General features: G+C 69.0%; 11 protein-coding genes. 10 read left to right on the top strand and 1 reads right to left on the bottom strand.

Annotated elements, in window-relative coordinates:
• The first annotated feature begins 9 nt into the window (after positions 1–9).
• From treS to JQS43_RS10270, 5 genes are all read left to right on the top strand, one after another.
• Positions 10–1,851, top strand: coding sequence for a maltose alpha-D-glucosyltransferase (gene treS / locus JQS43_RS10250; RefSeq protein ID WP_239678834.1), 1,842 nt, complete (start codon positions 10–12; stop codon positions 1,849–1,851).
• Positions 1,848–3,203, top strand: coding sequence for a maltokinase N-terminal cap-like domain-containing protein (locus JQS43_RS10255; RefSeq protein WP_239678835.1), 1,356 nt, complete (start codon positions 1,848–1,850; stop codon positions 3,201–3,203). The genes treS and JQS43_RS10255 overlap by 4 nt, the downstream gene beginning before the upstream one ends.
• On the top strand, positions 3,191–5,293 hold the full coding sequence (gene glgB, locus JQS43_RS10260) for a 1,4-alpha-glucan branching protein GlgB (RefSeq protein ID WP_239678836.1): 2,103 nt from the start codon (positions 3,191–3,193) through the stop codon (positions 5,291–5,293). Before JQS43_RS10255 ends, glgB begins: the two co-directional genes overlap by 13 nt.
• Before the next feature lie 61 nt (positions 5,294–5,354).
• A complete protein-coding gene (locus JQS43_RS10265; protein ID WP_239678837.1) occupies positions 5,355–6,929 on the top strand; it encodes an ATP-binding protein in 1,575 nt (524 codons plus the stop codon).
• Between the two features lie 47 nt (positions 6,930–6,976).
• The gene (locus tag JQS43_RS10270; RefSeq protein WP_239678838.1) at positions 6,977–7,357 is read left to right on the top strand and encodes a YccF domain-containing protein; all 381 of its coding nucleotides are present in this window, start codon (positions 6,977–6,979) and stop codon (positions 7,355–7,357) included.
• On the opposite strand, the gene JQS43_RS10275 is transcribed toward JQS43_RS10270, so the two are convergent.
• On the bottom strand, positions 7,350–8,030 hold the full coding sequence (locus JQS43_RS10275) for a class I SAM-dependent methyltransferase (protein WP_239678839.1): 681 nt from the start codon (positions 8,028–8,030) through the stop codon (positions 7,350–7,352). The genes JQS43_RS10270 and JQS43_RS10275 overlap by 8 nt on opposite strands.
• Before the next feature lie 530 nt (positions 8,031–8,560).
• Here JQS43_RS10275 and JQS43_RS10280 point away from each other — a divergent pair.
• From JQS43_RS10280 to JQS43_RS10300, 5 genes are all read left to right on the top strand, one after another.
• Positions 8,561–9,850 carry an ABC transporter substrate-binding protein gene (locus tag JQS43_RS10280; RefSeq protein WP_239678840.1) on the top strand — a complete coding sequence of 430 codons (1,290 nt, stop codon included), beginning with the start codon at positions 8,561–8,563 and terminating at the stop codon, positions 9,848–9,850.
• 225 nt (positions 9,851–10,075) lie between these two features.
• Positions 10,076–11,149: a TRAP transporter substrate-binding protein gene (locus tag JQS43_RS10285; RefSeq protein ID WP_239678841.1), complete on the top strand. Its 1,074-nt coding sequence runs from the start codon at positions 10,076–10,078 to the stop codon at positions 11,147–11,149.
• Between the two features lie 130 nt (positions 11,150–11,279).
• Positions 11,280–11,717, top strand: a complete 438-nt coding sequence (locus JQS43_RS10290; RefSeq protein ID WP_239679383.1) for a TRAP transporter small permease — start codon at positions 11,280–11,282, stop codon at positions 11,715–11,717.
• Positions 11,707–13,005 carry a TRAP transporter large permease gene (locus JQS43_RS10295; protein ID WP_239678842.1) on the top strand — a complete coding sequence of 433 codons (1,299 nt, stop codon included), beginning with the start codon at positions 11,707–11,709 and terminating at the stop codon, positions 13,003–13,005. The genes JQS43_RS10290 and JQS43_RS10295 overlap by 11 nt, the downstream gene beginning before the upstream one ends.
• A 72-nt stretch (positions 13,006–13,077) precedes the next feature.
• The gene (locus JQS43_RS10300) at positions 13,078–13,968 is read left to right on the top strand and encodes an SDR family NAD(P)-dependent oxidoreductase (RefSeq protein ID WP_239678843.1); all 891 of its coding nucleotides are present in this window, start codon (positions 13,078–13,080) and stop codon (positions 13,966–13,968) included.
• Positions 13,969–14,002: the final 34 nt, after the last annotated feature.

A 14,002-nucleotide genomic window follows, 5' to 3' on the forward strand; every position in this document is an offset into this window, starting at 1 on the left:
AGGATCATGATGGGCAAGGCCGAGAGGGTGCAGCCGGCGGAGACACCCCATGAGCCCAACGAAGGCAGTCACGCGACCGCGGCGGGTACGGTCGAACACCCGAGCGCCGACGACTTCTCGCACGCGCGGGTGTTGCCCACCGACCCCAACTGGTTCCAGCGTGCGGTCTTCTACGAGGTGCTGGTCCGGGCGTTCTACGACCATAACGCCGACGGCTCCGGCGACCTGCGGGGGCTGATTCAACGGCTCGACTACCTCGAATGGCTCGGGGTCGACTGCCTGTGGCTGCCGCCGTTCTACGACTCGCCGTTGAAGGACGGCGGCTACGACATCCGCGACTTCTACAAGGTGTTGCCCGAGTTCGGCACCGTCGACGACTTCGTGGCGTTGCTCGACGCCGCCCACCAGCGGGGCATCCGGGTGATCACCGACCTGGTGATGAACCACACCTCCGACACCCACCCCTGGTTCCAGGCCTCCCGCCGGGACCCGGACGGCCCGTACGGCGACTACTACGTGTGGAGCGACGACGACCAGCGATACCGCGACGCGCGGATCATCTTCGTGGACACCGAAGAGTCGAACTGGACATTCGACCCGATCCGCCGGCAGTTCTACTGGCACCGGTTCTTCTCCCACCAGCCGGACCTCAACTACGAGAATCCCGAGGTCCAGCAGGAGATGCTGAACGTTCTCCGGTTCTGGCTGGACCTCGGGATCGACGGATTCCGGCTGGACGCGGTGCCGTACCTGTTCGAGGAGGAGGGCACCAACTGTGAGAACCTGCCGGCGACCCACGAGTTTCTGAAGCGCTGCCGGAAGGTGGTCGACGACGAGTTCCCCGGCCGGGTGCTGCTCGCCGAGGCGAACCAATGGCCCTCCGACGTGGTCGCCTACTTCGGCGACCCGGAGGTCGGCGGCGACGAGTGCCACATGGCCTTCCACTTCCCGCTGATGCCGCGCATCTTCATGGCGGTGCGACGCGAGTCCCGCATTCCGATCTCGGAGATCCTGGCCCAGACTCCGCCCATCCCGGAGAATTGCCAGTGGGGCATCTTCCTGCGTAACCACGACGAGTTGACGCTGGAGATGGTCACCGACGAGGAACGTGACTACATGTATTCGGAGTACGCCACCGACCCGCGGATGCGCGCCAACGTCGGCATCCGGCGCCGGCTGGCGTCGCTGCTGGAGAACGACCGCAACCAGTTCGAGCTGTTCACCGCGCTGCTGCTGTCGTTGCCGGGCTCGCCGGTGCTCTACTACGGCGACGAGATCGGCATGGGCGACAACATCTGGCTCGGGGACCGCGACGGCGTGCGTACCCCGATGCAGTGGACCCCCGACCGCAACGCTGGCTTCTCCGCCGCCAACCCGGGCCGGCTCTACGTGCCGGTCAACCAGGACGCCGTCTTCGGCTACCAGGCGGTCAATGTGGAGGCTCAGCGGGACCGTTCGGCGACGCTGCTGAACTGGACCCGAACCATGCTCGCGGTGCGCCGCCGGCACGAGGCGTTCGCGCTCGGGTCGTTCCACGATCTCGGCGGGTCCAACCCTTCGGTCTTCGCCTTTCTGCGTGAACACGGCGATGATGTGGTGATGTGCGTCCATAACTTGTCGCGGTTCCCGCAGGCGGTCGAGCTGGAGCTGACCGGTTGGGCCGGCTACACGCCGGTGGAGTTGACCGGCCGGGTGCCGTTCCCCCGGATCACCGACCATTCCTATCTGCTCACCCTGCCGGGTCACAGCTTCTACTGGTTCCGGCTCAGCGAACCCGAACTGTCACCGACCGCCGCCGGGGGAGAGGCCCCCCGGTCCGGTGGCCGCGAGGTAACCCAGGAGGCGACATGATGCTGCCACTGGCCGATTGGCTGGTACACCAGCGCTGGTACGCCGGCCGGAAACGCACCCTGGTCTCCGCTGAGCCGGTGGCGGTAACCCCGCTGCGGGACAATCTGGACCATGTGTTGCTGTCGGCGCGATACGAGGACGGCGGCTCCGAGCAGTATCAAGTCTTCGTCGGCTGGGACCACGAGGCCAACGACGAGTTCGCGACCGTGGCCACGATCGGCGCCGAGGGCAGCCGCACCGGCTACGACGCGCTCTTCGACGAGGACTCCGCCCAGTATCTACTCAGACTGATCGACGCCGGTGCCGAGCTCGGGCCGCTGCGTTTCACCGCCGAACCCGGGGCGGAGCTGCCCACCGACGCGCCGGCCCGGGTGGTCGACGCCGAACAGACCAACACCAGCGTGGTCTACGACCGGGACGCGATCCTGAAGGTGTTCCGGCGGGTCTCGCCCGGCATCAACCCCGACCTGGAGCTCAACCGGGTGCTCGGCCGGGCCGGCTGCCCCTACGTGGCGACGCTGCTCGGCGCCATCGACAGCACCGACGCCGACGGTGAGCCGCTCTCGCTGGGCATGCTTACCGACTACGCGGACAACGCCGCCGAGGGCTGGGGCATGGCGGTGGCCAGCGTCCGGGACCTGCTGGCCGAGATGGACCTGCGCGCCGACGAGGTCGGTGGCGACCTGGCGGCCGAATCGTACCGGCTGGGGGAAGCGGTGGCGGTGGTCCACGAGACGCTCGCCCGCGAACTCGGCACCGAACCGGCGCCGCTGCCGGTGGGGCAGATGATCGGCCGGTTGGAGACTGCGGTGGAGCTGGTGCCGGAGCTCGCCGGGGTCGCCGACGCGGCGCGGGCGGTCTTCGCCGCCGCCGCCGACCAACCCGTCACCATTCAACGGGTCCACGGCGACCTGCACCTGGGTCAGGTGCTGCGGACCCCGGATCACTGGATTCTGATCGATTTCGAGGGTGAGCCCGGGTCGCCAGCCGACGAGCGGCGCCGGCCCGACTCCCCGCTGCGCGACGTCGCCGGCATGCTGCGCTCCTACGAGTACGCCGCCTACCAGCTGCTGGTGGGTGAAGAGCAGGACACGCAGCTGCTGTTCCGGGCGCGGGAGTGGATCGACCGGAACGAGAGCGCCTTCTGCGACGGCTACGCCGAGGCGGCCGGCTTCGACCCGCGCCACCCCCGGGAGCTGCTCGCCGCGTACGAGTTGGACAAAGCTTTCTACGAGGTCGCCTACGAGGCGCGGCACCGGCCCAGCTGGTTGTGGATCCCGTTGCAGTCGGTGGCCCGGTTGCTGGGGCAGCCGGCGACCGGCACCCCGGGAGGTGCGGCATGGAACACCTGATCTCGGGCGAGGCACATGATCCGCACGCGCTGCTGGGCGCCCACCCCGCCGGCGCCGGCACCGTGATCCGGACGCTGCGGCGAGGGGCCGGTGACGTGGCGGTGGTGGTCGACGACGTCGCCTACCCGGCAACCCGGGTGCATCCGGAGGGGATCTTCGAGGCCGAGGTGCCCGGCGCCGTGGTCGACTACCGGATCCGGGTGGACGGGGTCGTCTACGACGACCCGTACCGCCATCTGCCCACCGTCGGTGAGCTCGACCTGCATCTGCTCGCCGAAGGGCGGCACGAGCGGTTGTGGATGATGCTCGGGGCGCGGTCGAGGGAGGGCGGAGCGGCGTTCGCGGTGTGGGCGCCCAACGCCCGCGGGGTGCGGGTGGTCGGCGACTTCACCGGCTGGGGTGCCCACGACGGCTGGCCGATGCGTTCGCTGGGCAGCAGCGGCGTCTGGGAGATCTTCGTGCCCGGGGCCCAACCGGGCCAGCGCTACAAATATCGGATCCTGGGCGCCGACGGCGGCTGGCGGGACAAGGCCGACCCGATGGCGACCCGGGCCGAGGTGCCACCGGCGACCGCCTCGGTGATCCACCGGTCCGACTACCAGTGGGGTGACCAGCAGTGGCTGGACCGCCGGGTCGGCGGCGCCCCACATCAGCAACCGGTCTCGATCTACGAGGTGCACCTGGGATCCTGGCGGCCCGGGCTCGGCTACCGGGAGCTCGCCGACCAGCTCGCGGAGTATGTGCAGGAGCTGGGCTTCACTCATGTGGAGCTGCTGCCGGTGATGGAGCACCCGTTCGGCGGGTCCTGGGGTTACCAGGTGACCGGCTACTACGCGCCGACCGCCCGGTTCGGCGACCCCGATGACTTTCGTGCCTTCGTCGACCGGCTGCACGCCGCCGGCATCGGTGTCCTCCTGGACTGGGTGCCGGCCCACTTTCCCCGCGACGAGTGGGCGCTGGCCCGGTTCGACGGCACCGCCCTCTACGAGCATGACGACCCGCGCCGGGGTGAGCACCCCGACTGGGGCACCCTGGTCTTCAACTACGGCCGGGCCGAGGTCCGCAACTTCCTGGTCGCCAACGCGCTCTACTGGTTCGACGAGTTCCACATCGACGGGCTGCGAGTCGACGCGGTCGCGTCCATGCTCTACCTCGACTATTCGCGCGAGGATGGCCAGTGGCTGCCGAACATCCATGGTGGCCGGGAAAATCTCGACGCGATGTCGCTGCTCCAAGAGGTCAACGCCACCGTCTACAAGCATCATCCGGGCGTCCTGATGGTGGCCGAGGAGTCGACCGCCTGGCCGGGGGTGACCAGGCCGACCGACCACGACGGGCTCGGCTTCGGTTTCAAATGGAATATGGGCTGGATGCACGACACCCTGGACTACCTCAGCAAGGACCCGGTGCACCGGCAGTACCACCACAATCAGCTCACTTTCTCCACCGTCTACGCCTGGAGTGAGCACTACATCCTGCCGATCAGCCACGACGAGGTGGTGCACGGCAAGGGTTCGCTGGTGGGCAAGATGCCCGGCGACAGCTGGCGGCAGCTCGCCACCACCCGGGCGCTGCTGGCGTTCATGTGGGCGCACCCCGGCAAGCAGCTGCTCTTCATGGGCTGTGAGCTGGCCGACCCGCAGGAGTGGAGTGAGCAGCGCGGGCTGGACTGGGGGCTACGGCACGACCCGGCCCGGGCCGGGATGGGGCGGCTGGTGCGCGACCTCAACCACGCCTACCGGGACACCTCGGCGCTGTGGACCCGGGACACCGAGCCGGACGGCTTCCGGTGGATCATCGGCGACGACGCGGCGCACAACACCATCGGCTTCCAACGGGCCGGCCAGGACGGTTCGGCGCTGATCTGTGTGGTCAACTTCGCGGCCACTCCGTTCGAGGGTTACCGGGTCGGCCTGCCGTGGGAGGGCGCCTGGCGGGAGCTGCTCAACACCGACGCGGCCGAGTACGGCGGCTCGAACGTCGGTAACTTCGGCCAGGTGTACGCGGAACCGGTGCCGTGGCAAGGGCTGCCGGCCTCCGCGGTGATGACCCTGCCGCCGCTGGGTGCGCTCTGGCTGCAGCCGGCGTAACCCGGCGTACCGGGCGGTCCACCATGGGTGGCTAGGTTTCGCGCCGGTAAGGTCAGTGGATGTGAGGTTCTTCAACACCGCCGGTCCGTGCGTGCCCGGGTCGCACTACATGCTGCCACCGGAGCCACGCCTGCCGGCGGCGCGACGGTTGATCGACCGGTCGCAGTTCTTCGTGGTGCACGCGCCCCGGCAGACCGGCAAGACGACCGTGCTGGCGACGCTGGCGCGCAGCCTCACCACCGAAGGGCGGTACGCGGCCCTGCGGGTCTCCTTTGAGACCGGGGAGGTTGCCGGGGACGACTACGGTGCCGCGGAGGAACAGATCCTCTTCGCGTTGCGACAGGCGGCGCTTGTTGCTGGGCTGCCGGACGCGGCGCTACCGCCGGATCCCTGGCCGACGGCGCCGGCCGGCTCGCAGCTGCTCACCGCCCTGTCGGCGTGGGCGCAACGGTCGCCGCGGCCGTTGGTGCTGTTCTTCGACGAGATCGACGCGCTCCGGGGGGAGAGTCTGCGGAGTGTGCTGCGGCAGCTGCGGGATGGTTACACGTCGCGGCCGGCCCCGTTTCCGGCGAGCGTGGTCTTGTGCGGGCTGCGGGACGTACGTGACTACAAGGCGGCCAGTGGCGGCGATCCGGGCCGGTTGGGCACCGCCAGCCCGTTCAATGTGAAGGTGGCCTCGCTACGGATCGGCGACTTCACCGCTTCGGACGTGGCGGAGCTGTATTCGCAGCACACCACCGAGACCGGGCAGGAGTTCAGCGAGGCGGCGCTGGCCCGGGCCTTCGAGTACACCGCTGGGCAGCCGTGGTTGGTCAACGCCCTCGCGGCCGAGGTGGTGGACAACCTGGTGGCGGCCCCGGAACGGGTCACCGCCGAGCATGTTGACCTGGCCAAGGAGCGCCTGATCCTGGCCCGGGCGACCCACCTCGACTCGCTGGTGGCGCGGTTGCAGGAGCCCAGAGTGCGCCGGGTCGTCGAGCCGCTGATCGCCGGTGAGCTGGTGCAGCTGGACGCCTACGACGACGATCTCGCGTACCTGCGGGATCTGGGGTTGTTGGCGCCGGGCCGGGAGGCGCGGGTGGCGAATCCGATCTACCGCGAGGTCATAGTCCGGGTGCTCGGCGCCGCCGCCGAGGCGAACATCGTCGCCGAGCCTAGAAGCTTCGTCCAGGCAGACGGGCGGCTCGACTTTCCCCGGCTGTTGACGGAGTTCGTCGGTTTCTGGCGCCAGCACGGGGAGGTGCTCACCCGCGACGGTGCCTACCACGAGGTGGCGCCACAGCTGGTGATCATGGCTTTCCTGCACCGAGTGATCAACGGTGGCGGGTACATCGACCGCGAGTACGGGGTGGGAAGGGGCCGCATCGATCTGCTGGTCCGATGGCCGTACCAGGCCGGGGCGCAGCGGAGCTGGCAGCGGGAAGCGATGGAGCTGAAGGTGTGGCGGGCGGGCCGCCCGGATCCGTTGCCGGCGGGGTTGCAGCAGCTCGACGACTACCTGCAGCGGCTGGAGCTGACCACCGGCACATTGGTGATCTTCGACCGCCGGCCGACCGCCGGCCCGATCGCCGACCGGACCGAGTTCTCCACCCAGCGCACCCCCACCGGGCGAGCCGTTACCGTCCTGCGCGCGTAGGGGTCCTCCGGTGCCGGAAGGTCGGCGGGGTTGGAGAGGATGGGAGCATGATCCGACTCATCCTGAACGTGTTGTGGCTCGTCTTCGGCAGCGGGATCATCTTCGCGATCGGGTATGCGATCGCCGGGCTGATCTGTTTCCTCCTGGTGGTGACCATCCCCTTCGGGGTGGCGGCGTTCCGGCTGGCGAACTACTCGCTGTGGCCGTTCGGGCGGACGCTGGTCACCGACGCCGGTGCGGGCGTCCCGTCGGGCCTGGCCAATGTGTTGTGGGTGGTGCTGATCGGGTGGTGGCTCGCGCTCGCGCACATCGTCACGGCGGTGCTTCAGTTCATCACGATCATCGGCATCCCGTTCGGGATCGCCAACCTCAAGCTGGTGCCGGTGGCCTTCTGGCCGCTGGGGCGGCGGGTCGTGCCGATCAGTTGAACGGAGCCTGCGCCGCTGGCGAGAGCGTAGGCGTCCCGATCTTGCAGGCCGGCCGGCGGGCGTAGTAAACGAAGGCGGGCGGGAGGTTGCACATCACCATCTGTCCGATCACGACCTCATCGAACTCGCGCCGGAGCAGCTGGCGGAACCGTCTGGCCGGGCGGGTCCAGCGCGACAGGCCGTACCCGAAGGTGACGAAGACGCCGTCGGCGGCCATGACGGTGCAGACCGCGCCGAGCACCGCTTGCTGGGTGACCGAGTCGAACCCGGCCCAGGGCAGACCCGAGACGACGACGTCGACCTCAGCGACGCCCCGGCCCTGGAGGAGCGTCGGCAGCTGTTGTGCGTCGGCCTGGATGACCTCCAGGTCGGGGTGTTGGCGGCCGAGCTGAGCCGCGAGGACCGGGTTCAGCTCTACGGCGAGTTGCCGGCCTCGGCCAGCCAGTCGCGCTCCAATGTGGTGGGTAACCGCACCGGTGCCCGGGCCGAGCTCGACCACCACCGGGCCACCGGCGCGCGGCACCGGCTCGACCATCGCCGCAGCCAGCCGTCGGGAGCTCGGTGCCACCGCGCCGACCTGAAACGGAGTCCGGAGAAACTCGCGCAGGAACACCCCGCGCTCGGAGGCTTCGTCGACGCGCAGAGTCGTCTCGCCATTGGTGTCGTCGGGCATCGACGTTCCTTCCTTGCTCCGGCGCGCTGGCAGGCCTCCGATGATCACACACAGTCAACGGCTACGCAGGGCCGCTACCTGGCGAATCATAGCGGTGGCCGGGGCAGCCGCAGTGGCGGTCCCGCTGGCTACCGGCGGCACCGCGACCGCGCAGTCGACAACGAGGCGGACCGCTCCCTGCCCGGCAGCATCCACTGTGCCTCTTTCTCGAAGGGTGGGACGCCCAAGCTGGCAGGTAACACCCGATCTGTCGTGCGATCTCCGATTCTATGCCGTAGTCGGGGTAGCCCAAGTGGCTTGTTGTCGACGGTTGGTAGCATCCCGTAACTATGCATTCACCGCCCTCGTCATATCCCCCTCCGTCGGGTTATCCGTATCCACCTCCTGGTGGCCAAGCAGGCGCACCACCTGGTTATCCATATCCGCCCGGCCCGCCAGCGCCGCGCCGCCGAGGCAGGGGCGCGGCGCTCGTCGCCGGGGTGACCGTCGGTGCCCTCCTGTTATGTGGGAGCACGGTGACGGTGGGTGCCATGCTCGTGCAGCGGACGGTCGGCGCGCCGTCAGCGGCCTCCGGCGATAGCCCTGGCGACGAGCCCGCTGGCGGTGGTCATGCTGGCGACGAGCAGCGGGGGTCGGCTGCGCCGATCCGGCTGTTCGTCGAGGAGCCGAGCGGCGGCGTGGACGAACCGTGGCGGGAACTGGCCGAGGGGTTCACGGTCGCCAGCGGCGACGAGGTGGCGATCGAAGAGGTCTACTTCTCGGACTACCGGTATGAGTTGGGTGAGCGGCTGCGGGCCGACGACCCCCCTGACGTGTACCGCAACTCGGGCGGCAACAGACTGCGGCGGCAGGTTGAGGCCGGGCTGGTGCGGGACCTCACCGACGACCTCGCCGACGTGATCGCGACCCTCTCCCCGAGCGCGCTAGCACCTTACACAGTCGACGGTCGAGTCTACGGCCTTCCGTACCACACCGAGCTGTTCGGGGTGTGGTACAACAAGGCGCTCTTTGCCGACGCCGGCCTGGACCCGGCACGCCCACCCCAGACCTGGGGTGACTTCTCGGCGGCGGTCTCGGCCCTGAAGGCCGCCGACATCGCCCCGGTCGCGGTGTCAGAGTGGACGATGCACCATTGGTACGGATACCTGATCACGCGGGTAGCCGGGTCGGACGCCCTGGCGGCAGCAGGCACCACGAGGTCGCTGACCGACAACCCGGACATACTTCGCGCCACCGAACTCTTCGAGGAGTTTCTGCGGTCAGAGCCGTTCCAGCCGGGCTTCGAGTTCGGGGAGGACGAGGCGCTGATGACCACGGATCTGATCGGTGCCGCCGAGGCCGCCATGGAGCTCGGGTATCAGGGTGCGCACGTAGGTTACGAGCTCTTCTCGGCCGGGGACGACCTCGGCGACGACCTGGGCTGGTTTCCGTTCCCGACGGTGGAGCGGGGGGTGGGGACGGCTGCCGACACCTACGGTGGCGGGGACGGAGTCGTCGTCGGCGCCAACGCCCCGGACGCCACTTTCGACCTGCTGCGTTATATGTTCAGCGATGGGTTCTACAGTCGGCTCTTGCCGCCATTGGGGTTATCCGTCCGAGCCGAGGCGGTCCCATCGGACCTGTCCCCGTTCGAGGCCCGCCACTTGGAGGTCGTCCAGGCGGCGCCGGGCCGGCAGCTTACGCTCGAAGCGGATCTGCCGGCGGAGGTGATGTACGAGCTGCGTCGCGAGCTGCGCCAGCTCTACGATGCCGAGAGCACCGCCGAAGGGCTGGTCGCGAGGGTTACCGCCGGCTGGCAGGCCGCTGACGACTTCGACTGAGCCCTCGCTACCGCGCCACCACGGCCGGCTCGGCACGACGGGCCGGGCCGGCCGGTGGGGTCGCGCTGGGCCCGGTACGTCGGCGGGTCGTTCCCGCTGGTCCGAAGAACGTATGACAAACCCTTGACACGTGAGCGAAACATTGCATCTAATACTCGGTACCCCACAATCCCAAATCCCACGGGCCCGAACGCGCGGCGAAGTCCGCGCGAATGGAGGAGCGCGATGGCAGCTTTCAGTACGAAGCGGTGGCTGACCCGGGCAGCGGTGGCCCCGCTGGCCGGTGTGCTACTGCTGGCGACCGGCTGTAGCGACGGCGCGGACAGCGCCGACGACAATGGCGACTTTGGCGGTCAGGTGACCCTGACCTTTGGACACCCCTTCCCCCCTACCGACCCGATTCAAGTCAACGTCTGGGAACCCTGGGTCGACGAGATCCGCGAGGCGACCGACGGCACCGTCGAGATCGAGATCCACGCTGGTGGTGCGCTCGCACCCGCGCCGCAGGTATACGAGAACGTGGTGGCCGGCGCGCAGGACATCGGCTGGACAATGCCCGGCTACACCCCGGGCCGGTTCCCGATCACCCAGGTGATCGAGGCGCCGTTCGCCTTCTCGAACGCGGTCGAGGGCACCGAGGTCGGCTGGGAACTCTGGGAGGAGTTCGAGGAGTTCCAGGCCGAGTACGACGACGTGGAGGTGCTCTCGCTGTGGGCGATGGACACCGGTGACCTGTTCACCCGGGACCAGCCGGTCGAGACGATGGAGGACCTGGCTGGCTTGACCATCCGCAGCCCGGCGCCGTTGCAGGGCCAGGCGTTGGAGGCGATGGGCGCCTCGGCGGTCAACCTCTCCGGTCCCGAGATCTACGACGCGGTGGAGCGGGGGGTCATCGACGGCTACAAGCTCGCCAACAGCGCCACCCGGGTCTTCGACCTCGGCGACACCACCGGCTACCGGACCGTCTGCAACTGCTACACCGGCGCGTTCGTGCTGGCGATCAACCCGCAGAGCTGGGACCGGCTCTCCCCGGCCCAGCAAGAGGTGATCACCGAGCACACCGGCCCGGACCTGGCGCTGCGGCTCGCGGGTGAGCACGACGCGATGGCCGCCGACGTGGCGGACAACTACTGGCCCGAGCACGGCGTCGAGAGCGTCGAGCTCTCCGAGGCCGAGTTCGAACGCTGGCAGGATGCGGTCGCGCCGGTCTACGACCAGTGGGCCTCCGAGCAGGAGGAGGCTGGCGTGCCGGGGACCGAGATGGTGGATCGGATCCGCGCGCGTGACGGCGCCGGCTGAACCTTCGGAACCAGCTGGGGTGCCGCCGGCCGGGCCGACTGTAGCTGAGCTACAGCGCCGGTACGGCGGCCCCCTGGTCCACTGGTTGCGCTGGCTCCACACCCCGCTGCACATCATCGCGGGCGTGACGATGCTCGGGCTGCTCGGCTGGACGGTAGTCGACATCGTCGGCCGGACCTTCTTCAACGCGCCGATGCGCGGCACCGTGGAGCTGACCGAGCTCGCCGTGGTGATTCTGGTCTACTTAGGGCTTTCGTACGCCGAGAGCCGGGACTCGCACATCGCGGTAGACCTGCTCTATCAACGGCTCGGCGTACGCGGCCGGTTGCTGTTGCGGGTCTTCGCCGGGGCGGTGAGCTTGCTGGTGATCAGCGTGCTGACCTGGCGGCTGTTCGTCTACGCCGGACAGCTCGACACCGGCGGTTACACCACCGGGATTCTGCGACTGCCGCTGTATCCAGTGGCGCTGCTGGCGGTGCTCGGGGCGGCCGCGTTCTGGCTGGCGGTCTTCGCCAACACGGCGGTGTCGCTGTTGGCGCTGATGAGGGGGCACCGAGATGGCGACTGAACTGGTCGGGCTGATCGGCTTCGCGGTCCTGTTGCTGCTGATCGCCCTGCGGGTGCCGGTGGCGATCGCGATGATCGGGGTGGCGGTCGTCGGATACGGCTATATCGTCAGCCAGGACGCGTCGCTGTCCCGGATGGGGGTGGACGCTTTCCGGGGGGCGTCGGTCTACAGCCTCTCGGTGATCCCGTTCTTCATCCTGATGGGGATGTTGCTCTCCCACGCCGGGCTCGGTGGGGACGTCTACCGTTCGCTGGACCGGTTCCTGTGGCGGCTGCGGGGCGGGCTGGCGATCGCCACCATCGGATCGTCGACGATGTTCGCCTCGGTGAGCGGGTCGAGCGTGGCCGCCGCCTCGACCATGTCCCGGGTAGCGGTGCCGCAGATGCAGCGGTACCGCTACGACGACGGGCTCTCCGCCGCCTCGGCGGCGGCCGGCGGCACGCTCGGAGCGCTGATCCCACCGAGCGCGTTGCTGGTGCTGTATGGAGTCTTGACCGCCGAACCGATCGGGCAGGTGTTGGTCGCCGGGTTCGTCCCCGGGATCATGACTGCGGCGCTGCTGATGCTGACCGCGTACCTGCTGGTGCGTCGCAGGCCCAGCCTGGCTCCGCAGGCCGAGCAGCGGCCGGATCTGAGCATCCCGAAGGCGTTCCAGCTGATGTGGGCGGTGCCGGTCATCTTCGCGGTGAGCATGGGCGGCCTCTACGCCGGCGTGTTCACCCCGACCGAGTCCGGGGCGGCCGGGGCGTTCCTCGCGCTGCTCTACGGCGTGGTCACCCGGCGCCTGGACCTGCGCAAGTTCGGTGCGGCGGTCAGCGACACGATCCAGGTCAGCGCGCAGATCTTCCTGTTGATGATCGCCGGGCAGATGTTCGGGTTCTTCCTCACCATCACCCGGATCCCGATGTCGCTAGGGCAGACCATCGACAACCTGGGGATCACCCCTTGGCTGGTGATCGGGCTGATCTTCGTCATCTACTTCGCGCTCGGCGCATTGATGGACGAGATCGCGATCCTGGTGATCATGACCCCGATCATGTACCCGATCGTGACCGGACTCGGTTACGACGGCGTCTGGTTCGGGGTGCTGACGATCATGATGCTGCTGACCGGGCTGCTCACTCCGCCGGTCGGGCTGATCACCTTCATGGTCTCGAAGCTGACCGGGGTGCCATTAGGCAAGGTCTTCCGCGGGGTGGCTCCATTCTGGGCCACGCTCTGTGTGGCGATCCTGCTCGTCATCACCTTCCCCTGGCTCGCCACCTGGCTGCCCGGGGCCATGCGATGAGCCGGCGCCCGCCGGCTGGACCACCAGGCCGGCGCCAGCCGGCTGGACCACAGTAGAACTATGGGAGGTACGGTGTCAGAAGTAGACCTGACCGGCCGGGTCGCGATCGTGACCGGCGCCGGCGGCGGGTTGGGCCGCAGCCACGCCATCGCGCTCGCCAAACACGGGGCGAAGGTGCTCGTCAACGATCTGGCCGGCGACGGTCCGTCGGCGAGCGAGGTGGTCAAGGAGATCACCACGCTGGGAGGTGAGGCGGTCGCCGCCGACGCCTCGGTGGCCGATCCCGCCGGCGCCGCTGGCCTGGTCAGCGAAGCGCTGGCCGCGTTCGGCCGGCTCGACGTGGTGGTCAACAACGCCGGCATCCTGCGGGACCGTTCCTTCGTCAAGCTCACCGAGCAGGAGTTCCGCGACGTGCTGGAGGTGCACCTGCTCGGTGCGTTCCACCTCACCAAGGCCGCCTGGCCGCACCTCAAGGAGCAGGGGTACGGGCGGGTCATCAACACCACGTCGCCGGCCGGGCTGTTCGGCAACTTCGGGCAGGCCAACTACTCGGCGGCGAAGCTGGGGCTGGTCGGATTCACGCGTACCCTGGCGATCGAAGGGCGCAAGGCCGGGATCGGGGTGAACGTGATCGCCCCGCTCGCCGCCTCGAAGATGACCGAGACGATCCTGCCGGCGGAGGCGCTCGCGGCGCTCGACCCGGATCTGGTCTCGCCGCTCGTGGTCTACCTGGCATCCGAGGCCTGCACCCACACCGGCGGTGTCTTCACCGCTGGCGGTGGCTACTTCGGGCGGGTCGCGGTGACCCAGGCGCCCGGGCTGGTGCTGGCGGCGCCGACCCCGGAGGAGATCGCCGAGCAGTGGTCGACGGTCACCGACCTCACCGGTGGCCGCGAGTTCGATGGGGGCGCGTCGGAGCAGGGCGACTGGGTCCTCTCCCAGGTCGCCGCCCCTTCGAGTTGACCATGGGGTTGCGGACCCAGAACTGCCCGAACCA

The organism is Natronosporangium hydrolyticum (genome assembly GCF_016925615.1).
In the GTDB taxonomy this organism is placed as follows: domain Bacteria; phylum Actinomycetota; class Actinomycetes; order Mycobacteriales; family Micromonosporaceae; genus Natronosporangium; species Natronosporangium hydrolyticum.

Coding starts and splice junctions, on each gene's coding strand:
- treS (WP_239678834.1), top strand. CDS start 10: ATGGGCAAGGCCGAGAGGGTGCAGCCGGCGGAGACACCCCATGAGCCC.
- JQS43_RS10255 (WP_239678835.1), top strand. CDS start 1,848: ATGATGCTGCCACTGGCCGATTGGCTGGTACACCAGCGCTGGTACGCC.
- glgB (WP_239678836.1), top strand. CDS start 3,191: ATGGAACACCTGATCTCGGGCGAGGCACATGATCCGCACGCGCTGCTG.
- JQS43_RS10270 (WP_239678838.1), top strand. CDS start 6,977: ATGATCCGACTCATCCTGAACGTGTTGTGGCTCGTCTTCGGCAGCGGG.
- JQS43_RS10275 (WP_239678839.1), bottom strand. CDS start 8,030: ATGCCCGACGACACCAATGGCGAGACGACTCTGCGCGTCGACGAAGCC.
- JQS43_RS10280 (WP_239678840.1), top strand. CDS start 8,561: ATGCTCGTGCAGCGGACGGTCGGCGCGCCGTCAGCGGCCTCCGGCGAT.
- JQS43_RS10285 (WP_239678841.1), top strand. CDS start 10,076: ATGGCAGCTTTCAGTACGAAGCGGTGGCTGACCCGGGCAGCGGTGGCC.
- JQS43_RS10290 (WP_239679383.1), top strand. CDS start 11,280: ATGCTCGGGCTGCTCGGCTGGACGGTAGTCGACATCGTCGGCCGGACC.
- JQS43_RS10295 (WP_239678842.1), top strand. CDS start 11,707: ATGGCGACTGAACTGGTCGGGCTGATCGGCTTCGCGGTCCTGTTGCTG.